Source organism: Pseudomonas sp. HS6, from assembly GCF_023375815.1.
Lineage (GTDB): Bacteria > Pseudomonadota > Gammaproteobacteria > Pseudomonadales > Pseudomonadaceae > Aquipseudomonas.
This window is the reverse complement of record NZ_CP067412.1, coordinates 3,779,464-3,805,216: the sequence shown is the minus strand read 5'-3', so window position 1 is coordinate 3,805,216 and position 25,753 is coordinate 3,779,464. Positions and strand designations below refer to the sequence as shown.

The 25,753-nt window shown below is 60.7% G+C and carries 25 protein-coding genes and 6 tRNA genes; 8 read left to right on the top strand and 23 right to left on the bottom strand.

Annotated elements, in window-relative coordinates; translation table 11 throughout:
* Positions 1-20: 20 nt before the first annotated feature.
* From JJN09_RS17140 to JJN09_RS17085, 12 genes are all read right to left on the bottom strand, one after another.
* Positions 21-617, bottom strand: a complete 597-nt coding sequence (locus JJN09_RS17140) for a nucleotidyltransferase family protein (RefSeq protein WP_249482776.1) — start codon at positions 615-617, stop codon at positions 21-23.
* Entirely contained in the window at positions 614-1,591 is a 978-nt protein-coding gene (locus JJN09_RS17135; protein ID WP_249482774.1) for an XdhC family protein, read from the bottom strand. Before JJN09_RS17135 ends, JJN09_RS17140 begins: the two co-directional genes overlap by 4 nt.
* On the bottom strand, positions 1,591-3,912 hold the full coding sequence (locus tag JJN09_RS17130; protein WP_249482773.1) for a xanthine dehydrogenase family protein molybdopterin-binding subunit: 2,322 nt from the start codon (positions 3,910-3,912) through the stop codon (positions 1,591-1,593). The genes JJN09_RS17135 and JJN09_RS17130 overlap by 1 nt, the downstream gene beginning before the upstream one ends.
* Positions 3,909-4,379 (bottom strand): (2Fe-2S)-binding protein, encoded by a 471-nt coding sequence (locus JJN09_RS17125; protein WP_096820949.1) that lies wholly within the window; start codon positions 4,377-4,379, stop codon positions 3,909-3,911. The genes JJN09_RS17130 and JJN09_RS17125 overlap by 4 nt, the downstream gene beginning before the upstream one ends.
* 246 nt (positions 4,380-4,625) lie before the next feature.
* Complete coding sequence (murB, locus tag JJN09_RS17120) at positions 4,626-5,645, bottom strand: UDP-N-acetylmuramate dehydrogenase (protein ID WP_249482772.1); 1,020 nt, start codon at positions 5,643-5,645, stop codon at positions 4,626-4,628.
* Entirely contained in the window at positions 5,642-6,106 is a 465-nt protein-coding gene (locus JJN09_RS17115; protein ID WP_249482771.1) for a low molecular weight protein-tyrosine-phosphatase, read from the bottom strand. The genes murB and JJN09_RS17115 overlap by 4 nt, the downstream gene beginning before the upstream one ends.
* A complete protein-coding gene (kdsB, locus tag JJN09_RS17110; protein ID WP_249482769.1) occupies positions 6,106-6,870 on the bottom strand; it encodes a 3-deoxy-manno-octulosonate cytidylyltransferase in 765 nt (254 codons plus the stop codon). Before kdsB ends, JJN09_RS17115 begins: the two co-directional genes overlap by 1 nt.
* On the bottom strand, positions 6,867-7,052 hold the full coding sequence (locus JJN09_RS17105) for a Trm112 family protein (protein WP_003174668.1): 186 nt from the start codon (positions 7,050-7,052) through the stop codon (positions 6,867-6,869). The genes kdsB and JJN09_RS17105 overlap by 4 nt, the downstream gene beginning before the upstream one ends.
* A 24-nt stretch (positions 7,053-7,076) precedes the next feature.
* On the bottom strand, positions 7,077-8,087 hold the full coding sequence (gene lpxK / locus JJN09_RS17100) for a tetraacyldisaccharide 4'-kinase (protein ID WP_249482767.1): 1,011 nt from the start codon (positions 8,085-8,087) through the stop codon (positions 7,077-7,079).
* Complete coding sequence (locus JJN09_RS17095; RefSeq protein ID WP_007950767.1) at positions 8,087-8,515, bottom strand: biopolymer transporter ExbD; 429 nt, start codon at positions 8,513-8,515, stop codon at positions 8,087-8,089. The genes lpxK and JJN09_RS17095 overlap by 1 nt, the downstream gene beginning before the upstream one ends.
* Positions 8,512-9,147, bottom strand: coding sequence for a MotA/TolQ/ExbB proton channel family protein (locus JJN09_RS17090; RefSeq protein ID WP_162803842.1), 636 nt, complete (start codon positions 9,145-9,147; stop codon positions 8,512-8,514). The genes JJN09_RS17095 and JJN09_RS17090 overlap by 4 nt, the downstream gene beginning before the upstream one ends.
* A gap of 89 nt (positions 9,148-9,236) precedes the next feature.
* Positions 9,237-11,480 carry a DNA internalization-related competence protein ComEC/Rec2 gene (locus tag JJN09_RS17085; protein ID WP_249482766.1) on the bottom strand — a complete coding sequence of 748 codons (2,244 nt, stop codon included), beginning with the start codon at positions 11,478-11,480 and terminating at the stop codon, positions 9,237-9,239.
* 154 nt (positions 11,481-11,634) lie between these two features.
* Here JJN09_RS17085 and JJN09_RS17080 point away from each other — a divergent pair, with 154 nt between their 5' ends.
* The gene (locus tag JJN09_RS17080; protein ID WP_249482765.1) at positions 11,635-12,153 is read left to right on the top strand and encodes a DUF2062 domain-containing protein; all 519 of its coding nucleotides are present in this window, start codon (positions 11,635-11,637) and stop codon (positions 12,151-12,153) included.
* A 53-nt stretch (positions 12,154-12,206) separates the two neighbouring features.
* On the opposite strand, the gene JJN09_RS17075 is transcribed toward JJN09_RS17080, so the two are convergent.
* The 4 genes from JJN09_RS17075 to JJN09_RS17060 all read right to left on the bottom strand — a co-directional run bounded on the left by JJN09_RS17075 (position 12,207) and on the right by JJN09_RS17060 (position 15,374).
* Positions 12,207-12,986, bottom strand: a complete 780-nt coding sequence (locus tag JJN09_RS17075; RefSeq protein WP_249482763.1) for an ABC transporter permease — start codon at positions 12,984-12,986, stop codon at positions 12,207-12,209.
* Entirely contained in the window at positions 12,983-13,915 is a 933-nt protein-coding gene (locus JJN09_RS17070; RefSeq protein WP_249482761.1) for an ABC transporter ATP-binding protein, read from the bottom strand. Before JJN09_RS17070 ends, JJN09_RS17075 begins: the two co-directional genes overlap by 4 nt.
* A gap of 132 nt (positions 13,916-14,047) precedes the next feature.
* Positions 14,048-14,671 (bottom strand): glutathione S-transferase family protein, encoded by a 624-nt coding sequence (locus tag JJN09_RS17065; protein ID WP_249482760.1) that lies wholly within the window; start codon positions 14,669-14,671, stop codon positions 14,048-14,050.
* 43 nt (positions 14,672-14,714) lie between these two features.
* A complete protein-coding gene (locus JJN09_RS17060; RefSeq protein WP_249482758.1) occupies positions 14,715-15,374 on the bottom strand; it encodes a transglutaminase family protein in 660 nt (219 codons plus the stop codon).
* 247 nt (positions 15,375-15,621) lie between these two features.
* On the opposite strand from JJN09_RS17060, the gene JJN09_RS17055 reads away from it, so the two are divergent.
* Positions 15,622-18,069 carry an acyl-CoA dehydrogenase gene (locus JJN09_RS17055; protein WP_249482756.1) on the top strand — a complete coding sequence of 816 codons (2,448 nt, stop codon included), beginning with the start codon at positions 15,622-15,624 and terminating at the stop codon, positions 18,067-18,069.
* 74 nt (positions 18,070-18,143) lie between these two features.
* Positions 18,144-18,551 carry a PA2817 family protein gene (locus tag JJN09_RS17050; protein WP_008087850.1) on the top strand — a complete coding sequence of 136 codons (408 nt, stop codon included), beginning with the start codon at positions 18,144-18,146 and terminating at the stop codon, positions 18,549-18,551.
* A gap of 58 nt (positions 18,552-18,609) precedes the next feature.
* Here JJN09_RS17050 and JJN09_RS17045 read toward each other — a convergent pair whose 3' ends face one another.
* Positions 18,610-19,605: a LysR family transcriptional regulator gene (locus JJN09_RS17045; protein ID WP_249482755.1), complete on the bottom strand. Its 996-nt coding sequence runs from the start codon at positions 19,603-19,605 to the stop codon at positions 18,610-18,612.
* Between the two features lie 90 nt (positions 19,606-19,695).
* Here JJN09_RS17045 and JJN09_RS17040 point away from each other — a divergent pair, with 90 nt between their 5' ends.
* The 4 genes from JJN09_RS17040 to JJN09_RS17025 all read left to right on the top strand — a co-directional run bounded on the left by JJN09_RS17040 (position 19,696) and on the right by JJN09_RS17025 (position 23,758).
* Positions 19,696-20,322 carry an alanyl-tRNA editing protein gene (locus JJN09_RS17040; protein ID WP_249482754.1) on the top strand — a complete coding sequence of 209 codons (627 nt, stop codon included), beginning with the start codon at positions 19,696-19,698 and terminating at the stop codon, positions 20,320-20,322.
* Between the two features lie 90 nt (positions 20,323-20,412).
* Positions 20,413-21,183, top strand: coding sequence for a 2OG-Fe(II) oxygenase (locus JJN09_RS17035; RefSeq protein ID WP_249482753.1), 771 nt, complete (start codon positions 20,413-20,415; stop codon positions 21,181-21,183).
* A gap of 1 nt (position 21,184) precedes the next feature.
* Complete coding sequence (locus tag JJN09_RS17030; RefSeq protein WP_249482751.1) at positions 21,185-21,823, top strand: LysE family translocator; 639 nt, start codon at positions 21,185-21,187, stop codon at positions 21,821-21,823.
* A 195-nt stretch (positions 21,824-22,018) separates the two neighbouring features.
* Positions 22,019-23,758 carry a dipeptidase gene (locus JJN09_RS17025; protein ID WP_249482750.1) on the top strand — a complete coding sequence of 580 codons (1,740 nt, stop codon included), beginning with the start codon at positions 22,019-22,021 and terminating at the stop codon, positions 23,756-23,758.
* A gap of 126 nt (positions 23,759-23,884) precedes the next feature.
* Here JJN09_RS17025 and JJN09_RS17020 read toward each other — a convergent pair.
* The 6 genes from JJN09_RS17020 to JJN09_RS16995 form a co-directional block, all read right to left on the bottom strand.
* Positions 23,885-23,960 (bottom strand) — tRNA-Gly (locus JJN09_RS17020).
* Positions 23,961-23,962: 2 nt separating this feature from the next.
* A tRNA-Glu gene (locus JJN09_RS17015) sits at positions 23,963-24,038 on the bottom strand.
* A 58-nt stretch (positions 24,039-24,096) separates the two neighbouring features.
* Positions 24,097-24,172: transfer RNA gene (locus JJN09_RS17010), tRNA-Gly, on the bottom strand.
* A 3-nt stretch (positions 24,173-24,175) separates the two neighbouring features.
* Positions 24,176-24,251, bottom strand: a tRNA-Glu gene (locus JJN09_RS17005).
* Between the two features lie 104 nt (positions 24,252-24,355).
* Positions 24,356-24,431, bottom strand: a tRNA-Gly gene (locus JJN09_RS17000).
* A 2-nt stretch (positions 24,432-24,433) separates the two neighbouring features.
* Positions 24,434-24,509, bottom strand: a tRNA-Glu gene (locus tag JJN09_RS16995).
* Positions 24,510-24,896: 387 nt separating this feature from the next.
* Between JJN09_RS16995 and JJN09_RS16990 the strand changes: the two genes are divergently transcribed.
* On the top strand, positions 24,897-25,655 hold the full coding sequence (locus JJN09_RS16990) for a hypothetical protein (RefSeq protein WP_065261849.1): 759 nt from the start codon (positions 24,897-24,899) through the stop codon (positions 25,653-25,655).
* Positions 25,656-25,753: the final 98 nt, after the last annotated feature.

Below are 25,753 nucleotides of genomic sequence, written 5' to 3'. Positions count from 1 at the left end.
TTTATGCCTCGCGGTTTGTATCAGGCCGGCGAAAAAACCAACGCCTGGGGCACATCGATATCCCACAGAACGCCAGGATCATCGACGACAACCTCCACCACCCGCCCCTGCTTGAACAACGGTCTGGCACCACGATCCCCGGATAACGCCATCAACCCCGGCCCAAATGAGCGACCAAACCCAACCGGGTGTCCGTAGTCACCATTGAGCACTGGCACACTGACCGCATCGTCGGCAATCGCCGCCACCACCCGATCAATGCTCGACGACAGGATGAACGGCATATCGCCCAGCACAATCAACCAGCCATCCAGATCCGGGCAAGCGGCAACGCCCGCCGCAATGCTGTCGCCCATTCCTGTGGACTCGATCGAGACAACATCACACCCGTAAGCCTGCGCCATACGCATCGCTTGCGGTCGCGCCTCGGTAGTCACCAGCACTCGCCTGTCGAGACCCGCCGGCAGGTTCACCAGCGTCTGCTCGATCACCGAGCGCACCGCTCCGTCGCGCCCCGTGCAATCGGCCAGCAACTTGTCCTTGTCGGCACCCGCCACCTCGCGGAAACGGCTGCCCTCGCCTGCCGCCAGCACAATCACGCCAATGGATCGACTCATGCGCGCTCTGCCTTCTTCTGCTTCAACTCGACACCATTCTTGACCGCGACGATTTCCGCCAGCAACGACAACGCGATTTCCGCTGGGGAATGACTGCCGATAGGGAGACCGATCGGCCCGTGCAATCGTGCAATGGCCGCTTGCGACAAGCCTAGCTCAGCCAGGTATTCCCGGCGCTTGAGACTGTTGACGCGCGAGCCCAGGGCACCGACGTAAAAGGCCTTGGAATCCAGCGCCGTCAGCAGCGCCATGTCGTCCAGACGCGGATCATGGGTCAGGGCAACAATGGCAGTGCGTTCGTCGGTCTGAATGCTCAGCACCGCCTCATCCGGCATGCCGGGAACAAAGCGGCCATGCTGCTCTTCCCAGTCATAAACGAATTCGGTGCGGGGATCGCAGATCAGCACTTCGAAATCCAGTAACCGCGCCATCTCGGCCACATAGCGCGACAACTGTCCGGCACCGATCAGCAGCAGGCGCCAACGTGGGCCGTAGATGGCGCGCAAGGTCTTGCCATCAAAAACCAATGCATCCGTTTTGCTCGCCGGCGAAAGAATTACTTCACCGCTTTCAAGATTCAGCTCGCGCGCAACAATTTCATGGGCCTCACAACGGGCCAGCAACTCGGCGACCCACGCCGGATCGCCGACCCGCTCCTCGGTCAGGCGCAAGGTTCCGCCGCAAGGCAGGCCGAACCGCGCCGCCTCCTCCCGCGTCACGCCATAGGTGATCAACTGCACCGGCGGCCCATCGGCGGGAATCCGCCCGTCATGCAACCGGGCGATCAGATCGTCCTCGACACAGCCGCCGGACACCGAACCGATCACCACGCCATCCTCGCGCAATGCCAGCATCGCGCCGGGCGCCCGGGGGGCAGTGCCCCAGGTCTGCACCACGCTGAACAACACCACCCGCTGCCCGGCGCGGCGCCATTCCAGGACGCTGCGCAGGACATTGAGATCGGCGCTGTCCATCACGCTTGCGCCTTTTGCCAGCCCTGCAGCTGATAACGCACCGGCAGGCTGCGGATGCGCTGGCCGGTCGCGGCGAAGATCGCATTGCACAACGCCGGCGCAATCGGCGGTACGCCCGGCTCACCGACACCGCCCAGCGGTACGTCGCCCGGCGGCGTCACCAGATGCACCGCGACTTCCTTCGGTGCCAGCGACATGCGCGCCACTTCATACATATGGAAGTTGTCCTGCTGCACCTTGCCGTCCTTGAAGCTGATTTCGCCCCAGACCGCGTTGCCCAAGCCCATCACACAGGCGCCTTCGAACTGCGAACGGATCCGCTCGGGGTTGATCTGCGGCCCGCAATCCACGGCGATATCGGCCTTGTGCACGATCAGCGTGCCGTCATCCTTGACCTCGACTTCGATCACCGCCGCCACATAAGTCACAAAGCTGTAATGCACTGCCAATCCGAGACCACGACCCTTGGGCAACTTCCGGCCCCAACCGGCGGCCTTGGCCGCGGTTTCCAGCACGGTGCGCATACGCCCGGTGTCGATCGGATAACGCTCGGGGGATTCGCCGTAGTTCCATTCTTCACTGAGCGTGCGCGGGTCGATCTGCCGATCCCGGCCGAGCAATTTGATCTGATACTGGAGCGGATCTTCCTTGGCTTTGTGCGCCAGCTCGTCGACAAAACTCTGGATCGCGAAGCCATGGGGAATGTTCGACACCGAGCGATACCAGCCCACACGCGTATGAACCGTGGCTTCAGGGTTTTCCAGGCGCACGTTGGGAATCGCATAAGCCATGTTGGTAAAACCCATACCCAACTCGAACGCGGCTTCGTGATTCATGCCCGGTGCGAACAGCGCGGTGATGCTCGGCGCCACCGTGCGGTGCAGCCAGGCGGACGGCAAACCGTCCTTGCCCACGCCGGCCTTGAGGTACTCGGCTGACACGGTATGGAAATAAGAATTGTGGATGTCGTCTTCTCGGGTCCACTGCACGCGCACAGCCTTGCCGGGAAACTCCTTGGCAAGAATGGCGGCTTCAACGACGAAGTCCGGTTTGGACTTGCGACCAAAACCACCGCCCAGCAGTGTCACGTTGAAGGTCACGTTATCGAATGGCAGACCGAGGCGTTCGGCGATCCGTTCACGGGTGACCTGCGGCGCCTGGCTTGGCGCCCAGGCTTCGCACACGCCCTCCTTATAGCGGGCGATGGCCACCATCGGTTCCATCGGCGCCTGTGCCAGATGCGGCAAGTAATAAGAGGCTTCAAGGGTGCTGGCAGCGCTGCCAATGGCCTTTTCGATGTCGCCGGTGTTGCGCACCACTTTTCCTGGTTTCAGCGAAGCGGCTTCGATCTCTTTACGATAGGCGATCGAGTCATAAGTGGCGTTCGGGCCGTCATCCCATTCGATCTTCAGCGCCTCGCGACCCTTGAGCGCCGCCCAGGTGTTGCTGGCCACCACGGCCACGCCGCCCAATGGCTGGAACTCCGAAGGCAGCGGCCGCGGTTCGATCTGAATGACTTTGAGCACGCCCGGCACTTTCAGTGCGGCGCTGTCATCCACCGACTTGACCTTGCCGCCGTACACCGCAGGGCGGGCGATCACGGCGTACAGCATGCCGTCGAAATGCACATCAGCCCCGTACACGGCGCGACCATTGACGATGTCATCGCCATCGATAGCCTTCGTCCCTTCCTTGCCGATGTAGCGGAATTCCGACGGTTGCTTGAGCCGCAGGCTGTCACGGCCCGGAACCGGCAACGCACTGGCCGTTGCGGCGAGTTCGCCGTATCCCAGCTCACGCCCGGACGGTGTGTGAATGACTTTGTGCAATTGTGCATGGCATTCGCTGACCGGAACCTTCCACTGCGCGGCCGCAGCCTGCTCCAGCATGGTCCGGGCAGCGGCTCCGCACCGACGCATCGGCTCGTACCAGTGACGCATGCTGCGCGAGCCGTCGGTGTCCTGGTTGCCGAAGCGCACTTCATCGCCCGGTGCCTGCTGCACTTTGACGTGAGCCCAATCGGCTTCCAGCTCATCGGCGACCACCATGGTCAGGCTCGTGCGCACGCCCTGGCCCATTTCCGAGCGGTTGCAGACCACGGTCACCGTGCCGTCGGCGGCAATGCTGACGTAAACCTTCGGATCGTCGATCCAGCCGTTGGGCATGCCATCGGCGCCGAACTGCTTCGGTTTGTCTTCGGCCAGCGCATCCTGCCAGCCCCAACTTGCGGCCAGCACCAGCGCCCCCGTGGCGCCAACCCCCTTGAGGAAGCCCCGGCGGCTCAGATTACTCAGGGCGAAATCGTTCGGTAAACGGCTCATGCCTTGGCCTCCTTCAAGTGAGTGGAAGCCTGGCGGATGGCAGTCTTGATTCGGTTGTAGGTGCCGCAGCGGCAGATGTTGCCGACCATCGCCTCTTCGATCTGCTCGTCGCTCGGGTTCGGGTTGGTCTTGAGCAACGCGGTGGCGGACATGATCTGCCCGCCCTGACAGAAACCGCACTGGGCCACGGCGGTGTCGAGCCAGGCTTGCTGGACGATCTGGCCAATCGGATCGGCGTGCAGGTTGTCGATGGTCGTTACATTCTGCCCGGCCACCGAACCGATCGGCGTGATGCAACTGCGCGCTGGCGAGCCGTCGATATGAATGGTGCAGGCGCCGCACAGGCCCATGCCGCAGCCGAACTTGGTGCCGTTGTAACCGGCGACGTCACGGATCGCCCACAGCAGCGGCATGTCCTCGGTGACATCGAGTGGATGGTCTTGGCCATTGAGTTTCAGGGTAATCATGGGCACGCCCGCATATTCATGGAGGTTATGGGGTCGAGCAATCTGCCGCCGGAAAATCAGCGGTGGGTTCACGCAGATCGACTCAGGCTAATGAGGCTCTCTTGTGCCGACGAAAACGTCTGCACCGGGCCTTTGGTGGAGCAAAGGGTTGTATCGTTAGCTCGCTAAGTTAACCCGGGATTAACAAAAAAGCCCTGCACTTTTTAAATAGTGCAGGGCTTTGTGTTGAGCCTTGAAAGCGTAGCCTCAATAACGGTTGGGCTCCATTTCCAGCTCGACATTGAAACGTTCTGCAATGTCTTTCTGGATACGTTGCGCCAGATCGAATAGTTGCAGCCCGGTCGCGGAACCGTAATTGACCAGCACCAAAGCCTGCAATTTATGCACGCCGGCATCGGCTTCACGGAAACCTTTCCAACCGGCTCGCTCGATCAGCCAGCCCGCCGCCAGTTTCATCTGCCCGTCCGGTTGCGCGTAGACCACCAGATCCGGGTGCTGCACTTTGATCTGCGCAACCACCGCCGCTGACACCAACGGGTTTTTGAAGAAGCTACCGGCATTGCCGAGCACCGCCGGGTCCGGCAGTTTCTCGCTGCGGATGCTGCAAATAGCGCGGCTGACATCCGTCGGCGTCGGCTGCTCGATGCCCTGCTCGGTCAGGCGCTGACGCACCGGGCCGTATTCCAGGTGAAGATGCGCGACTCGATCAAGCTTGAAGCGCACTCGCAGGATCAACCAACGACCCGGCTGCTGCTTGAACACGCTGTCGCGGTAGGCAAAGTTGCACTCTTCCAGACTGAAGTCGCGCAGCTCGCCGGTCTGGCGATCCAGCGCCGTCAGGCCGGCGAACACGTCCTTGATCTCGACACCGTAGGCACCAATGTTCTGCATCGGCGCAGCGCCAACGGTACCGGGAATCAGGCTGAGGTTTTCCAGCCCCGAAAAACCCTGCGCCAGCGTGTGCTGCACGAACGGGTGCCACGGTTCGCCAGCTTCGGCCTCGATCACCACTCGGTTGCCGTCATCGTTGATCACGCGGATGCCACGGCTGGCCATACGCAGCACCAGCGCCGGGATGTCCGCCGTCAGCAGCAGATTGCTGCCGCCGCCGATGACCAGCAATGGCACATCGTGGGCGGTCGCATAAGCCAGGGCTTCGCGCACATCGGCGTCGCTGTAGGCTTCGGCAAACAGTTGCGCGCGAACGTCGACGCCAAAGGTGTTGAACGGTTTCAGGGAAACCTGAGGGTGTACCTGCAAACTCATAACCGGCCCTTCACTTCAATCAGCAACCGGTCGCAGGCGCGCTCGATCAGATCCAACACCTGCTCGAACCCCTGATCGCCGTCGTAATACGGATCCGGCACTTCATCGACTTCGCCTTCATAGCGGCGCAGGAACAAGTCCAGCTCAGCCTTGCCGGTGGACGGTTGCAAGGCCTTGAGGTTGCGCAGGTTGCTGTTGTCCATGGCGAGGATCAGGTCGTAGCTGGCGAAATCGGCGCGGCTGACCTGCTGAGCGCGTTGCGCCGACAGGTCATAGCCACGCAGTTTGGCTGCTGCCTGACTGCGCTTGTCCGGTGGATTTCCGACGTGCCAGTCGCCGGTGCCGGCGGAGGCCACTTCGACCTGAGCCGCCAATCCGGCCTCACGCAATTTTGCGCGCAACACGCCTTCGGCGGTGGGCGAACGGCAGATGTTGCCCAGGCACACGAACAGAACGCGCATCAGGCCTCCAACAGGCGACGGACGCGCTCGAGGTCTTCGGCGGTGTCGACCCCGGTCGGCGGCGCGATCAACGCGTCAGCCACATGAATCCGCACGCCGTGCCACAGGGCACGCAACTGTTCGAGGGATTCGGTGTTTTCCAGCCAGCACGGGCCCCAGCTCACGAAGTCCTGGAGGAAGCCTGCGCGGTAGGCATAGATGCCGATGTGGCGGCGATACGGCACGCCTTCCGGCAGCACGTCGCGGGTCTTGGCGAACGCATCGCGAGCCCACGGCAACGTCGCACGACTGAAGGTCAGCGCCAGACCGTTGAGGTCGCTGACGACCTTGACCACGTTCGGGTTGAACAGGGTTTCCACGTCCTCGATCGGCTCGGCCAGGGTGGCCATGCGCGCCTCGGTGTGGGCCGCAAGATTAGCGGCGACCTGATCGATCACGCTTGGCGGGATCAGCGGTTCGTCACCCTGCACGTTGACCACGATGGCATCCGGCTCAAGGCCCAGCTTCGCAGCCACTTCCGCCAGGCGGTCGGTGCCGGAGTTGTGATCTTCACGGGTCAGCACCACTTCGGCGCCGAAGGCCTTGCAGGCCTCGACGATGCGCGCATCGTCGGTGGCCACGACCACACGGCTGGCGCTGCTTTTGCTCGCCTGTTCCCAGACGTGCTGGATCATCGGCTTGCCGGCGATGTCCAGCAGCGGTTTGCCCGGCAGACGGGTCGAGGCGTAGCGCGACGGGATGACAACGGTGAAGGCTGTGGTCATTTATCCAGACGCTCGTCGGTGGTCAGGGTGCGGGCTTCGCTTTCCAGCATGACCGGGATGCCGTCACGGATCGGGTACGCCAGGCCGGCGCCCTTGCTGATCAGTTCGGTCTTGTCGGCGCTGAGCTTGAGCGGGCCTTTGCAGATCGGGCAGGCGAGGATGTCGAGCAATTTGGTGTCCATGAACATTCCCTGGATAAAAACGGTTTAAGGCAAAAGACGATCCGGCAACAGGCGCATCAGTTGCGTGTCGAACCAGGCCACGAAGGCCGGCGACGGCACGGCATCGACCGCCAGGTACCACCAGTCGGCGGCAGCGAAGGCGCGGCACTTCACCGCGTCCTTTTCGGTCATCACCAATGGCAATGACGGCGTGAAACTCAAGGCCTGCACGCTGTATTCGGCGTGGTCGGCAAACGCGTGGGGCACAGGCCGCCAGTCTAGCGCTTCGAGGGTATTGAAGAAACGTTGCGGATTGCCGATCCCGGCGACTGCGTGCAGTGCCTGACCGGGCGGAAAGTGATCGAGGGGCCGGCGTTCGCCGCTGAGCAGATTGACCAGCGCCGTGGGTTGCAGACGGAAGGCGAAACCGCCGTCACGATCCTCAGGGGCGCCGTTGAACAGTACGCCATCGACGCTTTGCAGGCGCTCGATCGGTTCACGCAGGGGGCCGGCAGGCAGGCAGCGTTTGTTGCCCAGACCTCGGGCGGCGTCGATCAGCACCAGCTCAAGGTCACGCGCGAGACGATAATGCTGCATGCCGTCATCGGACAGGATCAGGTCCAGCGGCTCACTGGCCAGCAAGGCTTTGACGGCGGCGCCACGATTCGGGTCGATCATCAGCGGCACACCGGTACGCTGAACGATCAGCAACGGTTCGTCGCCAGCAATGTCGGCACCTTGATCGGCTTCAACACGCCATGGCAACTGCGGCGGCTTGGCGCCGTAACCGCGACTGACCACACCGACCCGCAGCCCGCTGCGCCGGCAGTGTTCGATCAGCCACAGAATCATCGGCGTCTTGCCGGTGCCGCCAACGGTGATGTTGCCGACCACGATCACCGGCACCGGCGACTGATAGATTTCGCCTTCACCATCGAGAAAACGCTGACGCTTGCCGGCCACGACGCGGCGGTACAGCCACTCCAGCGGCCGCAACAGCGTCAGGGCCGGGTGCCCCTCGTACCACGCAGCGAGCAGACGATCGGACATGGCCATCAGGATTTGGGCGCCGCCTCGACCGTGGTCATGCGCAAATGGCTGAAACCGAGCTTGCCGGCCGCGTCCATGGCGGTGATCACGGATTGGTGCTGAGTCTTGCCATCGGCACTGATCGACAACGGCATGTTGGTGTCACCGTTGGCTTCTTTCTGCATGGCTTCCATCAGGGTCGCCAGGTCGTTCTTCGGCAGAATCTTGTTGTTCACCGAAAACACGCCTTCAGCGCTGATGGCCACGTCCAATTGCTTGACCTGCTGATCCTCGGCCGGCGAGCCGCTGACCGCTTCCGGCAGGTCGACACGCAACTGGGTTTCGCGGGTGAAGGTGGTGGTCACGACGAAAAACAGCAACAGAATGAACACCACGTCAATCAGCGACGCGAGGTTAATGTCGATCGTTTCCCGGGGTTTGCGACGGAATTTCACGCTTTGCCCCCGGCCAGATCGACGTCACGGTCGCCCTGCACCACTTCCACCAGTTTGATCGCTTCCTGTTCCATGCCCACCACCAGTTCATCGATGCGGCGTTGCAGGAAACGGTGGAAGAACACCGCCGGAATACCGACCATCAGGCCCGCCGCCGTGGTGATCAGCGCCTTGGAGATACCACCGGCCAATACCGAAGCGTTGGTGGTCATGCCGGAACCGGTGAAGGCGCTGAAAATGTCGATCATGCCCAGCACCGTGCCCAACAGCCCCAGCAACGGCGACATCGCGGCGATGGTGCCCAGCGCGTTGACGTAGCGTTCCAGCTCGTGGATGACCCGGGCAGCGGCTTCTTCAATGCACTCTTTCATGATCTCGCGACCATGCTTAGAGTTGGCCAGGCCAGCGGCGAGGATTTCACCCAGCGGCGAGTTGGCGCGCAATTCCTTGAGTTTTTCCTTGTTGAGCTGCTTGTCCTTGATCCAGACCCAGACCTGACCCAGCAGATGCTCGGGGGTGACGCGACTGGCGCGCAGGGTCCACAGGCGCTCGGCGACGATCGCCATGGCGGCGATGGAACTCAGAATGATCGGCAACATCATCCAGCCGCCGGATTTGACCAATTCCCACACAGTGACAGCCCCCTCGAAAAAGTGCGCCACTTTACCATACCGGTTCGCGATAAAGACCCGTCGCCCCGACGACCGTGCGCTGCCTGTGCTCAACGGTACTCCGCCCCCGGCAACGGCGGGTCGCGCCAGAACCGGCGTTGCTGACGCATCGACCGGGCCGGCTGGAATCTGCCCAGTTGCAGATGAATGGCACCGTGCTCAGCGCTGTCGTGGATGCGCAGACCCAGCTTGCGGTAACGGGCGATGACCGTCGGATGCGGATGCCCGAACGAGTTGCCCTGACCCCGGGAAATCAGCACGTCCCGGGGCTGCAAAACCTTGAGCAACGCCATCGATGAGGAACTGCGACTGCCATGGTGTGGGGCTTGCAGCCAATGAGTCGGAACCGCCAACGCGCTGTTGAGCAGATCCCGTTCGGCAGCGGTGTCGATATCGCCGGTCAGCAGCAAACGTTCACCGTTGGCGTCGATCTGCAGGACACAGGAGCGCTGGTTGCTGTCCTGGGCACCAGCCCATTGCCATAGATGAAAGGAAACACCATCCCACTGCCATTGCCGACCGCTGTCACAGGTCTCGGCGTTCAGCACTTCAGGCAGCCCCGGCGGATCGCCGCTGATCACCCGACCGACCGGCAAGCCCTTTGCCACGGCCAACGCCCCACCGGCATGGTCAGCGTCAGCATGGCTGAGCAGCATCAGGTCGAGTCGCTCAACGCCCAGCTTGTGCAAGGCCGGCAGCACCACCCGCTCACCGACGTCGAAGTCACCGAAGCGCGGGCCACTGTCGTACAGCAATGTGTGATGGCGAGTGCGGATCAGAATCGCCAGCCCCTGGCCGACGTCGAGCTGCCAGACATCCGCCACGCCTTCGGCCAGCCGCTCCCGGGGAGGAAATGCCAGCACCAGCAGCAACGGCCAGCCCAAGGGACGCAACGGAGCGCCTCGGGGCAGTAATAACAGCACGGCACCGATGCAGCCCAGCGCCAGTATCCAACCCGGCATCGATGCCGCAACCCATGCCGGCCAACGCCCGGCAATCAGGGCCAGAGCTCGGAACAATCCATCGACCAGCCCGCCGGCCAGCCACAATAGACCTTCGCCGACATAGGGAATCGGCAGCAACAACGTGCCAAGCAACGCCGGCGGGAGTACCGCAAAACTGATCCACGGCACCGCCAGCAGATTGGCCAGCGGCCCGCTGAGGCTGATCGGTAATCCCAGAATCAGCAACACCGGGCACAGACCGATTGCGATCAACCATTGCGCCCGCGTCCAGGTCTGCCACCAGCGCCAGGGCCCTAGACGACCGCCGAACGTGAAAATCAACACCGCCACTGCTGTGAAAGACAACCACAACCCCGGGCGCAGACTGGCCAGCGGATCCATCAGCAACACCCCATTGAAGGCCAGCAACAACGGCCACCAGGCACCGAGATGGCGAAATCGCAATCGCCACAGCAACACCAGCGCAACCATCACGCAGGCCCGTCGCACCGGCACATCGAACCCGGCCAGCAAGCCGTAACCCAGCGCCGCCGCGAACGCCAGACCACAGGCCCACGGCAGCCATGGCCAACGCAATGGCCACAGGCCGAATCGCGCCAGCCCGGCGACCAGCCCATACATCACCGCCGCCAACAGACCGATGTGTTGCCCGGAAATCACCAGCAGATGCACGGTGCCAGTGTCCTGCAGGATCTGCCAGTCCTCGCGACTGAGCCCCGAACCATCGCCCAACACCAGTGCCGCCAGTGCTGCGCCCCGGCCCTGGGTATCCATTTCCAGCAGACGCTGACGGATGCTGTCCCGCCAGGCCCATTGCGCCGCCGCCAGCCGACGGCCGTCCTTCACCGTGCCGGTGGCGCCGACGCGTTGCGCCAACAGCCAGGCCTCGTAATCGAAGGCATCGGGATTGAGCAGTCCGCCGGGACGCTTGAGTTTGACCGCAAGCCGCCAGCGCTCACCGCTGTTGACCGGTGGCCCGGCGTACCACGCCAGACGCATCAGCGATGGCAGTTTCTCGTGCCGCGAACGGGCATCCGCCAGCTCAAAGCGCACCACTCCATCGCCATTCTGCGGCAGACCGACCACCCGCCCTTCGACCCAGCGTGTCTCTCCGTCAAGCTTCGATGGCAATCGATCATCCAGCGCCCACTGCGCACCCATACACGACCAAGTGAAGCCAAACAGCAAAAAGGCCAGCGGATAGCTGCGAAACGGCAACAGCATCAGCGCCACAACCGGCAGCAAAACCATCCACCCGACCGGCGGCAACGCCGGCAAAAAAACCGGAACCAGCAGACCGACCGCCAGCGCCATCATCCCTGTGCGCATACGCTCGTCCTTGATTGGGACTTTCCTGAAATGTCTCCCCTCACAAGGCATAGCGGGTGTTGGCCGCAGCCGTCGTTATCAATTGTCACAAAGTCTGAATGGGCGGTTCGTAGAATCCAGACATACTTGCCGCCTTAACCGACCGAGAAGCCTTATGCCCCGGCGCTTATTCAAACGTTACATGCCCGATCCGACGAGCATCAGGGAACACAAATCCTTACGCTTTCTCGGCAAATTGCTGCATGACCCGAACCTCTGGCACCTCAACCGACACTCGGTAGCCCGGGCCATGGCCGTTGGCCTGTTCGCGGCGTTTCTACCGATTCCGGCACAGATGCTGGTGGCGGCCGCACTGGCGGTCACGGTGCGCGGCAACATGCCGATCGCCGTCAGCCTGGTCTGGCTGACCAATCCGATCACCATGCCGGCGGTGTTCTTCTGCACCTATCAGGCCGGCGCCTGGTTGATGGATGTTCCCGCCCGCACACTCCCCGACGAATTGACCTGGGAATGGATCAGCGGCGAGCTCTCGACCTTGTGGCAACCGTTCCTGCTGGGATCGGTCGTGGTCGGGCTGGCGCTGGGGGCCCTCGCCTACTGCGTGGTGATGATGTACTGGCGCTGGTGGGTGGCCCGGCAATGGGCGCGACGCAAGAAAAGTCGCCAGTCGTGAATGCAAAACGGCCTCCACTAAGGGAGGCCGTTTTTATTGCAACACCGGGTGAATCAGGTACGCATGCCGCGCCCACTCACCAGCAACCGGGCGCAACCGACATACAGCACCACGGTGGCGACCAGCATGAAGGTGATCGCGATACCAATGCGAATGTCCGACACACCGAGGATGCCGTAACGGAAGGCGTTGACCATGTGCAGCACCGGGTTGGCCAGCGACACGGTCTGCCAGAACGGCGGCAGCAAGGTAATCGAGTAGAACACGCCACCGAGGTAGGTCAGCGGAGTCAGCACGAAGGTCGGGATGATCGAGATATCATCGAAGTTTCGTGCGAACACAGCGTTGATGAAACCCAGCAGCGAGAAAATCGTCGCCGTCAGCACCACGACCAGCACGGTAATACCCAGGTGATGCACCTGCAGGCTGGTGAAGAACATCGACAAAATCGTCACGATGACGCCGACCATCAGGCCGCGCAGCACGCCGCCACAGGTGTAGCCAATCAGGATCGTGTGCGGCGACACCGGCGACACCATCAGTTCTTCGATGGAGCGCTGGAACTTGCTGCCGAAGAAACTCGACACTACGTTGCCGTAGGAGTTGGTGATCACCGACATCATGATCAGCCCCGGCACGATGTACTCCATGTAGGTGAAGCCGCCCATGCCGCCAATCTGCTTGCCGATCAGGTTGCCGAAGATCACGAAGTACAGAACCATGGTGATCGCCGGCGGCAGCAGGGTCTGCGGCCAGATCCGGGTGAAGCGTTTGACCTCGCGGTAAACGATGGTGTTGAGGGCGACGAGGTTGGGGCGAAGTTCGGAACTCATACCGCCACCTTCGACAGATTTTTCTCCACCAGGGACACGAACAGCTCCTCGAGGCGATTGGTTTTATTGCGCAGGCTCAGCACTTCGATGTTCTGCAGGGCCAGTTGGCCGAACAGCGCAGTGATGCCCATGGATTTGTCGACCTGGACTTCCAGGGTATGCGCATCGACCAGACGGGCCGGATAGCCGACCAGTTGCGGCGCCATCGACAGATCGCTCTTCAGATCGAGCAGGAAAGTTTCCACATGCAGCTGCCCGAGCAACTGACGCATGCTGGTGTTCTCGACGATGGTGCCATGGTCGATGATCCCAATGTTGCGGCACAGCTGCTCAGCCTCTTCCAGATAGTGCGTGGTGAGGATGATGGTGATGCCTTTCTGGTTGAGTTCGGTGAGGAACGTCCACATGGAACGGCGCAACTCGATATCCACGCCGGCTGTCGGCTCGTCGAGGATCAGCAGACGCGGTTCGTGCACCAGTGCGCGGGCAATCATCAAGCGGCGCTTCATGCCGCCGGACAACGAACGCGACGGTACATCGCGCTTGTCCCACAGGCCGAGCTGGGTCAGGTACTGTTCGGCGCGTTCCTTGGCGATCTTCGCCGGAATGCCGTAGTAGCCTGCCTGGGTCACGACGATGTCGAAGGTCTTTTCGAACTGGTTGAAGTTGAATTCCTGAGGCACCACGCCAATCGAGCGCTTGAGCGCTGCGGGGTTCTTGTCCAGGTCGTGACCGAAGATATTCACCGTGCCGCTGGTCTTGTTCACCAGGGTCGAAAGAATGCCGATGGTCGTGGATTTGCCGGCGCCGTTGGGGCCGAGCAAGGCGAAGAAGTCACCTTCGGCAACGTCCAGATCGATACCACTCAAGGCCTGGAACCCGTTGCCGTAGGTTTTGGTTAGCTGCCGGATGGACAGAGCGGAACTCATATCGGATTTACGCACCAAGAAGAGAAAAAGGACTGAATGACGGCGGGCGGCGAGGGAGACAACCGCAGCGCTCGAGCGCAATGTTGCTTGCCGCCGCCGCACAAGTACAGTCAAGTGTGTCGATAGTAGGTATTAAGTCAACGCGGTCATGACGGCTTTCTGATACGCCGGACGCTGCTTCAGTCGCGCGTACCAGGCCTCCAGATGAGGCATCGGTGCGCGTTCGATCGGCATCTCGAACCAGGCATAAATGAAACTGCCGAGCGGAATGTCGCCCATGCCGATCTCACTGCCGGATAGGTACGGCTGGTTTTTCAGGGCCTGATCGGCCATGGCCAGTAACCCTTCGCATTCCTTGATCGCGGTATGAATCGCCGGCCAGTCCTGCTTGTCCGCCGGGGTGCGCAGAACGCCCCAGAACACCGTACGGAAAGGGCCTGCGAAACTGGAGGTGGTCCAGTCCATCCACTTGTCGGCGGTAGCGCGGGTTTGCAGATCCGTCGGATACCAAGAGGTATTGGCCGCATGCCTGGCCAACAGGTAGCGGACGATGGCGTTGGATTCCCACAACACGAAACCGTCGTCTTCGATCACCGGCACTCGACCGTTCGGGTTCATCGCCCGGTACTCAGGCGTGTCGACCACACCGAACGCGCCACCGGCGTCGATCGCCTCGTAGGCCAGCCCGAGTTCTTCGGCGGCCCACAACGGTTTTCTAACATTCGACGAATTCTTGCGACCCCAGATCTTCAGCATGACCGCCTCTTTTCCATTGAGTGGGCGAGCAGCATACGCCGGATCAGCGGCTGCCGACATCACCGCGCATGTCACTGGACAGTGGCGTCTGCTGGTCGTTGAACAGGTGCGGATAGCACTTCTGCAGATGTTCGAAGAAAAAAGATTCCGGTACATCGGCGAACTGGCCGTGATCGACCAGGTACTCCATCAGCAGCGCGCCGTCGCTGTTGTACGGGTGAAAAACGCTGTCGTTCATACCGTCGAATTCCAGCGGCGCAACGTTGAACATTTCGCAGAGCTTCTGGTTGAACGCGGGTGTGGCTTTGACCCAGCGATCATTGAGAAACAACTCGGTATAACCATGCATGGCGAACACTTCGCTTCTCAGCAGTTCAAGCAGACGTGGCGTCGACAGATGATTTTTTACATCCGCCAGACCGATGCGGGCGGGGATCCCGCAATGGCGCGCGCAACCGGCGAGCAGCGTGGCCTTGGGCACGCAATAACTTTCACCCGCCGCCAGCGCGTAGCTGCCGCGCAAGGTCTGCGGGTCGCGGCTGAAGGTGTACATGTTGTAACGCACTGCCTCGCGCACGGCGTAATAAAGGCTGATCGCCTGCGCGCGCGGGTCGCGGCTGGCACCACGGTGCTGTTCTGCGAACTCCACCACCGAGGGGTGGTCACTATCGATGAAGCGGCCGGGGCTCAGATACTCGTGCATGACGACATTCTCCTGGGTGAACCCGGAGTCTAGCGAGAGGATCAGCACAGAGTTAACGACGTATCGGCCAAACATGGACGCAAAGCCGCGGAGTCTGCGAACGATTTCCCACGGGTGTTGCCCACCGAACCTACAAAAGACATCCAGGGATTCCCACGATTTAGATCAGCTTGCTCTGACCGCCCCGTTTTGCAGATGCCGTCTAAGCTCTGGAGGGTCGTTCGCCCTGGTTCACGGAGGATTGAATATGCTGTTGTTGTGGATACTGGTTCTGATCGTCGGCGTGGCGTATCTGGCCCACCGGCGCATCGCCCCGCTGCCTGCACTGGGGATCGTCGCGGCTTACCTGCTCGCGATGGGAATTTTCAGCCACGCGCCAGGCTGGTTGCTGCTGATCTTCTGGGTCGTGCTGGCCATCGTTGCCGCCCCGCTGCTGTTGCCTGACCTGCGCCGCAAACACTTCAGCGCGCCACTGTTCAGCTGGTTCCAGAAAACCCTGCCGCCAATGTCGCAGACCGAGCGCGACGCGATCGACGCCGGCACAGTGTGGTGGGATGGCGAACTGTTCAGCGGCCGTCCGGACTGGGAAAAACTACTGTCCTATCCCAAGGCGCAACTAAGCGATGAGGAACAGGCGTTCATCGACGGCCCGACCGAAGAGCTCTGCGCGATGGTCACCGACTGGCAGATCGGCCAGTCGATGGACCTTCCACCCGAAGCCTGGACGCACATCAAGGAACACGGTTTCTTCGCCCTGATCATTCCCAAGGAATTCGGCGGCAAGGGTTTCTCTGCCTACGCCCACTCCCAGGTGGCAATGAAACTGGCGACCCGCAGCGGCGACCTCGCCTCCACCGTGATGGTGCCCAACTCTTTGGGCCCCGCGGAACTGCTGCTGCATTACGGCACCGACGAACAGCGCAACCATTACCTGCCACGACTGGCCCGGGGCGACGATATTCCGTGCTTCGCGCTGACCGGCCCGCTCGCCGGCTCCGATGCCGGCGCGATGCCCGACACCGGGATCATCTGTAAAGGTCAGTGGGAAGGACAGGAAACCCTCGGCCTGCGCCTGAACTGGGAAAAACGCTACATCACCCTCGGCCCCGTCGCGACCTTGCTCGGATTGGCCTTCAAGGCCTACGACCCGGATCACCTGCTCGGCGACAAGGAAGACCTGGGCATCAGCCTCGCGCTGATCCCGACCGATACCGCCGGCGTGGAAATCGGCCGTCGTCACCTGCCTTTGGGCGCTGCGTTCATGAACGGCCCCAACTCCGGCAAGGACGTGTTCATCCCGCTGGACTTCCTCATCGGCGGCCAGGACATGCTCGGCAAAGGCTGGATGATGCTGATGAATTGCCTGTCGGTGGGGCGTTCGATTTCCTTGCCGGCAGTGGGTACCGGTGCTGCCAAGTTCACCAGTCTGGTGACCGGGCAGTACGCGCAGATTCGCGAACAGTTCAATGTTCCGCTTTCGGCATTCGAAGGCATTCAGGAAGCCATGGCGCGCATCGGCGGCAACGCCTGGATGATGGACGCCGCGCGGATGCTCACCGCCAACGCGGTGGATTTGGGCGAGAAGCCTTCCGTGCTGTCGGCGATCCTCAAGTACCACCTCACCGAACGCGGTCGCGAGTGCATCAGCCACGCCATGGATGTGCATGGCGGCAAGGCGATCATCATGGGGCCGAACAACTATCTGGGCCGCAGCTGGAACGGCGCGCCGATCTTCATCACCGTGGAAGGCGCGAACATTCTTTCGCGCAACCTGATGATCTTTGGTCAGGGCGCAATCCGCTGCCATCCGTTCGTGCTCAAGGAGATGGCCCTCGCCGGGCGTGAGGACAAGGACCAGGCATTGAAAGAATTCGATGGCCTGCTGCTCAAGCACATCGGGTTTGCCGTGAGCAACGCCGCCAGCACGCTGGTGCTCAACCTCGGTTTCGGCCACTTCGAACATGCCCCGGGAGACAAGCTCAGCCAGGGCTATTTCCGCGCGCTCAACCGTCAGGCTGCCGCGTTTGCCATGCTCGCCGACCTGAGCATGATGCTGCTGGGCGGCGAACTGAAACGCCGCGAACGTCTGTCGGCCCGTCTGGGTGATGTGCTGAGCAACCTGTATCTCGCCTCGGCGGCGCTCAAGCGTTATCACGACCTCGACTCCCCGGCGTACATGGAGCCGCTGTTCACCTGGGCCATGGAAGAAAGCCTCGGCCAGTCGGAAAAAGCGCTGGACGAACTGCTGACCAATTTTCCGAACCGGCTCTTCGGCTGCCTGCTGCGAGTGATCGTGTTCCCGTTCGGTCGCCGTCACAAAGGGCCTTCGGACAAACTCGGCGCCGAGGTGGCTGCGGTCATTGGTCGCGCCAAGGGCGATCCGGCGCTGGAAGAACTGCTCGCCGGATGCTATCGCCCGCAATCGGCGGACGATGCGGTCGGTGCGCTGCAACACGCCTGCGATCAGTTGAACGCCGCGCAACCACTGCACAAAAAACTGCACACCTCGCTCAAAAGCGGTCAGGTCAAACCGGTTGCAGGCGAACACGCCATCGATGCGGCACTGGAAGCCGGGGTGCTGCAAGCCGTGGAAGCCCAGACCCTGCGTGATGCCGAAGCCGCACGGCGCAAGGTGATCGACGTCGATGACTTTGACAAAGAGGAGCTGAAGCCGGCGGAAGGGAAAGTCCGCTGATCCCTTCAATCAGTGAAAAACGGGCGCAGGCGCTTTATACTCTCGCGCCCGTTTTGCTCTTGAGGACTTATCTCGTGTCCAACGTCGTTGCCGATCATCTGGTTTTGCTCGACCACCTGCGCAGTATCCTGGTCGCCGTAGGTGAGGCCGAACAGGTTCCCGAAGAAAGCCATGCCCTGTTCCTGGAGCGTTTCGACGAACTGCTGGCGTCACTGCCGATCGATCCGATCGAAAGCCAATACCTGGGCCAGGACATCCTGACTCAAGTGATTACCCGCTATCCGCAAATTGCCCACCTGATCCCGCGGGATCTGCTGTGGTTCTTCGCCGGCGACTGCCTGCACTACCTGTCCGATGAAGAAATCGACATGTATCAAGCGCTGGAAGAACGTCGCTACGAAGCTGAACAGAACGACGAACCGTTCGACTGGAACCAGGAAAAACAGCTACTGGCGATGTCCGCCCAGGACAGCAAGCACTGATTTTCGCCCGGTAAAGAAAAGGCCCGCATGGTGATCCATGCGGGCCTTTTTCGTGGGGCTAAAGCAGCCCTTCACTCTCGGGCAATTCGTACTCGGCCAAGGCTTTTGAAGCGGTGGGTTTTCCCGGCTTGCTCAATGTCGGCTCTTTCTCCAGGCACTCCACCAAATAGTCGATGAACACCCGCAGCTTCGGCGGCAAATAGCGCGTCGGCGAGTGCAACAACCACAATCCGCCATGGTAGGAGGCCAGGAAAGTCCAGTCCGGGAGGACCTGCACGATCAGCCCTTGCTCCAAGGCATAGCGGGCGGTGAAATACGGCAAGCTGCCAATGCCGATGTGTTGCAACACTGCGCCCAGACGTACGCCGGTGTGATTGGCGGCATATCGGCCTCGCACTCCGACGGTAACCGCTTTCGTGCCTTTCTTGAACTTCCAGCGCGCATCGCTCGGGGTTTCGCCCAGATAGATGCAACTGTGATTGAGCAAATCATGGGGATGCGTCGGTGTGCCATGTTCGGCCAGGTATTGCGGCGTCGCGCAGAGTAAATGGTCGATGGTCAGCAATTGCCGCCCGACCAGTCCTGCCGGCGGCCGCTCCGTGATGCGAATCGCCAGGTCGACATGATCGTCGATCAGATCCACTTGCCGATCTTCCAGCAACAACTCCACATCAACCTTCGGATAGCGGCGCAGAAACTCCGGCATGTGCGGATGAATCACGAACCGACCGACCGCTTTCGGCACACTGACTCGCACCAGTCCCTCGGCCTCGTGGGTGAACTGACCGCTGATTTCCATCACCGACCGAGCGGCGCTGACCATCTCCTGACAGCGTTTGAATACCTCTTCCCCGCCATCGCTCAAGCGCAATTTGCGCGTAGTGCGTTGCAGCAGCCGCGTGGCCAAAGCCTTCTCCAGCCGGGAAATACTGCGGCTGACCGCCGAGGGCGACGAACCCAATTGGCGAGCGGCTTCAGAGAAACTGCCGGTCTCTACGACCTTGACGAAAATCGCCATTTCACCGAGCAGCGGCAGTGGAAGATTTATGCTCACAGCGCAACAGTCCTTTGATGTTTGAACGGATTATCACGTTATTGCACGATTCATATAATTAAAAAAGAAACTTTAATAAGGGCATGGAATATGACGCTTCGCCTCTTTTTCCATAGTGATGACCTCAAGGCCAATGTGGAAGTCCTCGACTGCACGCCCCACGAGAACGAATTCGCCTTGGTGCTGCGCGCCACTCTGTTTCATCCGCAAGGTGGCGGACAGCCTTGTGATACGGGCTGGATCGGTGACAGCCAGGTCCTGCGTGTCGTGCAGGAGCCGGATCGAATCATCCATTTTGTCGATCAGCCCGTACCACTTGGCATGACCCAGATCCGTGTTGATGAAGAACGCCGCCGCTTCAACACCCGCATGCACTCCGCCGGCCATTTGATCGGCCACTTTGTTCAGGCCATGGGCTGGATGCCGATCAAGGCACACCACTGGCCAGACGAAGGCCGGGTGCAATTCAAGCCCGGGGATTCGGCCCAGGAAGTCGATGCGCAAATCGTTCAATACGGCATCGGGCAATGGATCGAACACGATCTGCCACGACTGACATCCCTGCGCGAAGGTGCGCGGGAAATCGGTTTCGGTGAACTGCCGGCCTATGGCTGCGGCGGCACCCATGTACGCAGCCTGAAGGATCTGGGCACAGTCACGATCGCGTCCCTTTCGCAGAAGAAGGGCACGTTGTCCGTCCACTACAACGTGGATTGAGGATTTCGGGCGCTGCCAGATGCAGCGCCCGACGCCGGGGGAACCGCGTTCGCCGGTTCCGTTGACTATTCGATAGATGGACCTGAAACCATGATGCTTGACGTCGAGCGTCTCGATGAGACGTGCATAAAAAAACTGGCCAACGAAGAAGTCCTCGCCATCCGCGTCAAAGGCTTTTTGCCTCAGGCGCAGGCGATCCAGATTGGCGACAAGATTCTCGCACCCGGCTTCGAAGGCTACATCAACGCGCCCAGCATCGGCCGCATCGGCATGGCGTTCTACGAGGCGGAAAACCAGCCGTTGCTGATCGAGGATTACTTTGAACGCGCCACCAGCAACATTGCCGAGTTGCGTAACCGCTGCGCGCCCTACTCGTCTCCGGTCGACACCTTGCGCTGCATGCTCGACGAATCCTGGCCCGCAGGCGCCCATCTGGAAAACCTCTACGGTCGAAAGATGTACGTCGGTCTGTCGCGAGTGGTCAAACCCGGCGTCTGCTTTCTCGCCCATCACGACATCTTCGCCAAGGATGCCCCGGAGAGTTTCCAGGCCCGCAGCCTGGAGGCGCAATTCGCCTGCAACGTCTACCTGAACATGCCGACCGAAGGCGGCGCGTTGCAGATGTGGGAAGACGACATTTCGCCGGACCGCTTCGACGAAATGCGCGGCGACAGCTACGGCATCGACCCGGTGCTGCTCGGCCCGCCAGCCCTCGAAGTTCGCCCGGAACCGGGGGACTTCATCATGTTCAATTCGCGTCGCATGCACTCGGTAACACCGGGCGTGGCTGATCCGCGCTTGAGCCTTTCGTTTTTTGTCGGTTATCGCGGCAATGCTTCACCCCTGACTTTCTGGAGCTGAAATGACATCGAATTACCTGGGCGAGTTTCTGGCGCTGGCCACCATCCACTTCCTGGCCGTGGTCGCTCCTGGCCCGGACTTCGCCGTGACCATCCGCCAGAGTGTGCGCTTCGGTCGTCTGGTCGGCATTTGCACCGCACTGGGCATCGGCGCGGGAATTTCCGTGCACGTGCTGTACACCCTGCTGGGCGTCGGCGCCTTGATGCACACCACGCCTTGGCTGCTGACCGTGGCCAAGGTGGTGGGCGGCGCCTACATCTTTTACCTTGGTATCAGCCTGATCCGCAGCAAGCCCAAGACAACACTGGAAAGTGAAAAGGCAAGCGACGAACCGCTGGTCGAGCAATCGCTGTTCAAGGCGTTCTCTACCGGCTTCCTGACCAACGCCACCAATCCCAAGGCGACGCTGTTTTTCCTGGCGATCTTCACCACGATCATCAGCGCCAGCACGCCGCTGGAAATTCAGGCCTTGTACGGGTTGTGGATGTGCGGTGTGAATGCGTTGTGGTTTGTGATCGTTGCGCTGTTCTTTTCAAGCAGCAAAGTGCGCGTGCTGTTCATGCGCATGGGGCACTGGTTCGAGCGCAGCATGGGGGTGATTTTGATCCTGTTTGCCGGGCGACTGGTGTTGTCGATGTAAACACGCTGATCGGAGAAGCCCGGCCCAGACAGATTGGACGGGCTTTTTCGATTCTGCGCCGCTTTTGCATTTCTGTGCGACGCGTCCCACTTCGGGGGCTCCCCTATCCCTTGCTTGTGGTGTTAGTTTGCGAAACCGTCTGACCTATCGATCAGACACCTCCTACTCACTGCCTGCAAAGGAATGCCCTTAGCAATGGACTTTTCACTCAAGCAACTGGCCGCGTCGACCCTGATTCTGGCCAGCCTTTCGTCCGTGACACTGCCAGCACACGCCAACATCACACCGCAGCAAAGCGCGACCATCCTCAAGACATTCAGCGATGCAAAGGTCAGTGATTTCCGCCAGTTCCTCGGCGAGCTGGCCAAGAGTGACCTGAGCAAGACTGACGACCTGCGCCCGTCCATCAGCGCGTTTCTCGATAACAAGACGCTGACTGCTGAACAACAAAACGAAATCTATCGCCTGCTCGGCCTCTACACCCGGGCGAAGTACGGCAAGGCCGCTCTCGAAACCCTGCGCGAACTGGTCGAGATTCCGACCGATCGCAAGGAGGGTGTTCCTCAACACGAGAATCCTGAATTCATCAAGATTGCCGCCAAGATCAAGAGCCTGGCCGAGTCCTTCGGCCTGAACTACCGAAACGTCGACAACCGCGTCTACGAGATCTCCCTCGACGGCAGCGGCAAGGAAGTCGTAGGCATTCATGCTCACGCCGACGTTGTTCCGGTCACGCCGGAAAACTGGGTACTGAAGGACGGCACCAAACTCGACCCGTTCAAAGTCACGCTGATCGGCGACCGCATGTACGGCCGCGGCACCGAGGACGACAAAAACGGCATCGTGGTGACGCTGTATGCCATGAAGGTCATCAAGGAAGAAAAGCTGCCGCTGGCGCGCAATTTCAAACTGCTGGTGGACACCACCGAAGAAACCACCGGCGACGCGATTCCTTACTACTTCGAGCGCAACCCGACGCCGGAGTACAACCTGGCGCTGGATGGCGGCTACCCGGTGGTGATCGCCGAGAAAGGCTACGGCACGGTCATGGCCAAATTTGCCAAGCGCAAGGCCGAGGGCAAAGGCGCGGAAATCATTTCGATGACCGGTGGTATGGCGACTAACCAGATTCCATCGGTTTCGCTCGTCACCCTGGTGACAGACAAACCGGCCGAACTGGCCGCCAGTCTGCAAAAGGCCGGTAGCGAATACGCCAAACAACATGGCGGCGATTTCGAAGTGAATGCCAAGGTCGATGGCAAAGACGTGAAACTCAGCGTTACCGGCGTTTCCGCTCACTCATCCGAGCCGGAATCCGGCGTCAACCCGGTCGCCCGCATGCTGGACTTCATCCACAGCGTGGATGGCAAAATCGCGCTCAAACACAACCACATCACCGACGCCGCCCGCTACGCCGCCGACAACTGGGGACTGGACTACAAGGGTGGCAAGCTAGGGGTCGGTTTCGCCGATGACTTCATGGGCCCGCTGACCACCTCGCTGACCTATGTCGGGATGGACGACAAAACCTTCAAACTCGCGGTCAACCTGCGCGTACCGAAGGGCAAGTCGCCGGAAGTGCTCAAGACCGAAATCGCCGACAAACTGGCGGCCTGGAGCAAGAAGACCCACGTCGCAGTCAACTTCGATTACTCGATCGCCGAGCCGATGTACCGCAATCCAGAAGGTGAGTGGGTCAAGGCGCTGTTGGCCGTGTCCACCGAAAACCTGGGCATGAAACACGAATTCGGCACCTCTGCCGGCGCCACCTCGGTGCATGAACTGCCTAACGGCGTGCAATTCGGCCTGGCCCGACCTGAGGTCAAATACACCGGCCACACCGACGGCGAGTTCAAGACGGTTGACCAGTTCCTGCTGGACCTGCAGATCGTCACGGAAATGATGGGGCGGATCGGGCAACTGCCGAAGCTGTGATCAAAGGATCGGGTCGCCCATGTGGCGACCCCACAAAAAAAGGACCGCAAGGTCCTTTTTTGTTGCGCCACAAATGGCGCACAAACAAAAACGCCGCTCATCACTGAGCGGCGTTTTTGTTGAATATGGAGCGGGAAACGAGACTCGAACTCGCGACCCCGACCTTGGCAAGGTCGTGCTCTACCAACTGAGCTATTCCCGCAATGGCGTCCCCTAGGGGACTCGAACCCCTGTTACCGCCGTGAAAGGGCGGTGTCCTAGGCCACTAGACGAAGGGGACAGGCTACAACTTTCACTAATAAAAACGCCGCTCTTTGCGGAGCGGCGCTTCTTGAATTTGGAGCGGGAAACGAGACTCGAACTCGCGACCCCGACCTTGGCAAGGTCGTGCTCTACCAACTGAGCTATTCCCGCAAATGGCGTCCCCTAGGGGACTCGAACCCCTGTTACCGCCGTGAAAGGGCGGTGTCCTAGGCCACTAGACGAAGGGGACACGCTACCCGGAACACATGGTGTGTGTTTCGGTGTCCAGATCCTTATCCGAAGACTTGGTTCTGGTTTCACTCAGCACCGCCCGAAAGCAATACTGTTTAAAATTGGAGCGGGAAACGAGACTCGAACTCGCGACCCCGACCTTGGCAAGGTCGTGCTCTACCAACTGAGCTATTCCCGCTTTGGCGTCCCCTAGGGGACTCGAACCCCTGTTACCGCCGTGAAAGGGCGGTGTCCTAGGCCACTAGACGAAGGGGACACACTACATCATTCACTCCCTGCTTCGTATCGCTGTGTGCTTTACGCTGCAAGTGGCGCGCATTCTATGGATGGATTGGAAGGTCGTCAACCCCCTGATATAAATTTATTTAAATCAATGACTTCGCCCTGCTTTACGAGCCCAATCGGACTTTTCCGTCGCCCGACGATTGACGCCTATATTCCGACACTCGCCAAGGCGTTATAGTCCACGGCACAGGTGATGGCAATCTGCACCCCAAGGGCCAGCATTTATATAAGCAGCCCTGCGGCCGATACAGACTGAGCTTCGCCGATCCAACCCGTCGAGCGGCGCTAGGCTCCTATATGCCAAGCCACTACACTCGCACGCGAACCCTATAAAGAGGTCTTACCGGTGACACCACTCATGATCACCCTGCTAGTCATAGCCGGGATCGCAATCTTGATCGCCATTGGCTACATGAACCATGTGGTGGAAAACACCAAACTGGAGAAGGCCCGCACCAAGGTCGAACTCAACGACCGCCTGCGCCGTTGCGGCGAACTGACCGAAACCTTCCCCGGCCAGTTCATGACCCCGGCCCTCAAGCTGTTGATGACCCGCCTGGAACTGAACGTCTGCCAGCGTCTGCTGAACCTGGAAAAGACCAGCGCCACCACCAAGGCCCGCATCACCGAACTGAGCGCCCTCGTCGCCCAGGGCGAATCGATCCCGGTCAACAACCCGCCAGCCCCGATCCAGACCGAAGCCAAGGCCAAAGACGTCCGTTTCCTCCTCGAAGCCCTCCACGGCCAGATCACCCGCGCCGCTCAGGACGGTTTCCTGCCACCGAACGAGGCCAAGCACTGGATTCGCGAAGTGCGTCATATCCTGGTACTGCTGCACATCGAGTTCTTCAACAACCTCGGCCAGCACGCCCTGCAACAAAACCAGCCAGGCCAGGCCCGCCTCGCCTTCGAACGCGGCGTGCAATACCTGCGCAAACAGCAGGACCCGCAGATCTACGCCGAACAACTCCAATACCTGGAAAAACTGCTGGCCCGCGCCAACGCCCAGGTCATGGACAAGATTGCCCCGGTCGAAGGCGAAGAAAACCAACTGACTGCTGGTCTCAAAGATGTTGAGGCTGATGCGGACTGGAAGAAGAAAGTGATTTACGACTGAGTGCAGATGTTGAGAAAAGCCACCGAGAGGTGGCTTTTTTATTGCCTGAAAGAAAAAGATCAAAAGCTTTCCCTCACCCTAACCCTCTCCCGGAGGGA

Excerpts from the sequence above, each read along its gene's own strand:
- JJN09_RS17140 (WP_249482776.1), bottom strand. The coding sequence starts at position 617 with ATGAGTCGATCCATTGGCGTGATTGTGCTGGCGGCAGGCGAGGGCAGC.
- JJN09_RS17135 (WP_249482774.1), bottom strand. The coding sequence starts at position 1,591 with ATGGACAGCGCCGATCTCAATGTCCTGCGCAGCGTCCTGGAATGGCGC.
- JJN09_RS17130 (WP_249482773.1), bottom strand. The coding sequence starts at position 3,912 with ATGAGCCGTTTACCGAACGATTTCGCCCTGAGTAATCTGAGCCGCCGG.
- JJN09_RS17125 (WP_096820949.1), bottom strand. The coding sequence starts at position 4,379 with ATGATTACCCTGAAACTCAATGGCCAAGACCATCCACTCGATGTCACC.
- murB (WP_249482772.1), bottom strand. The coding sequence starts at position 5,645 with ATGAGTTTGCAGGTACACCCTCAGGTTTCCCTGAAACCGTTCAACACC.
- JJN09_RS17115 (WP_249482771.1), bottom strand. The coding sequence starts at position 6,106 with ATGCGCGTTCTGTTCGTGTGCCTGGGCAACATCTGCCGTTCGCCCACC.
- kdsB (WP_249482769.1), bottom strand. The coding sequence starts at position 6,870 with ATGACCACAGCCTTCACCGTTGTCATCCCGTCGCGCTACGCCTCGACC.
- JJN09_RS17105 (WP_003174668.1), bottom strand. The coding sequence starts at position 7,052 with ATGGACACCAAATTGCTCGACATCCTCGCCTGCCCGATCTGCAAAGGC.
- lpxK (WP_249482767.1), bottom strand. The coding sequence starts at position 8,087 with ATGGCCATGTCCGATCGTCTGCTCGCTGCGTGGTACGAGGGGCACCCG.
- JJN09_RS17085 (WP_249482766.1), bottom strand. The coding sequence starts at position 11,480 with ATGCGCACAGGGATGATGGCGCTGGCGGTCGGTCTGCTGGTTCCGGTT.
- JJN09_RS17080 (WP_249482765.1), top strand. The coding sequence starts at position 11,635 with ATGCCCCGGCGCTTATTCAAACGTTACATGCCCGATCCGACGAGCATC.
- JJN09_RS17075 (WP_249482763.1), bottom strand. The coding sequence starts at position 12,986 with ATGAGTTCCGAACTTCGCCCCAACCTCGTCGCCCTCAACACCATCGTT.
- JJN09_RS17070 (WP_249482761.1), bottom strand. The coding sequence starts at position 13,915 with ATGAGTTCCGCTCTGTCCATCCGGCAGCTAACCAAAACCTACGGCAAC.
- JJN09_RS17065 (WP_249482760.1), bottom strand. The coding sequence starts at position 14,671 with ATGCTGAAGATCTGGGGTCGCAAGAATTCGTCGAATGTTAGAAAACCG.
- JJN09_RS17060 (WP_249482758.1), bottom strand. The coding sequence starts at position 15,374 with ATGCACGAGTATCTGAGCCCCGGCCGCTTCATCGATAGTGACCACCCC.
- JJN09_RS17055 (WP_249482756.1), top strand. The coding sequence starts at position 15,622 with ATGCTGTTGTTGTGGATACTGGTTCTGATCGTCGGCGTGGCGTATCTG.
- JJN09_RS17040 (WP_249482754.1), top strand. The coding sequence starts at position 19,696 with ATGACGCTTCGCCTCTTTTTCCATAGTGATGACCTCAAGGCCAATGTG.
- JJN09_RS17035 (WP_249482753.1), top strand. The coding sequence starts at position 20,413 with ATGATGCTTGACGTCGAGCGTCTCGATGAGACGTGCATAAAAAAACTG.
- JJN09_RS17030 (WP_249482751.1), top strand. The coding sequence starts at position 21,185 with ATGACATCGAATTACCTGGGCGAGTTTCTGGCGCTGGCCACCATCCAC.
- JJN09_RS17025 (WP_249482750.1), top strand. The coding sequence starts at position 22,019 with ATGGACTTTTCACTCAAGCAACTGGCCGCGTCGACCCTGATTCTGGCC.
- JJN09_RS16990 (WP_065261849.1), top strand. The coding sequence starts at position 24,897 with ATGATCACCCTGCTAGTCATAGCCGGGATCGCAATCTTGATCGCCATT.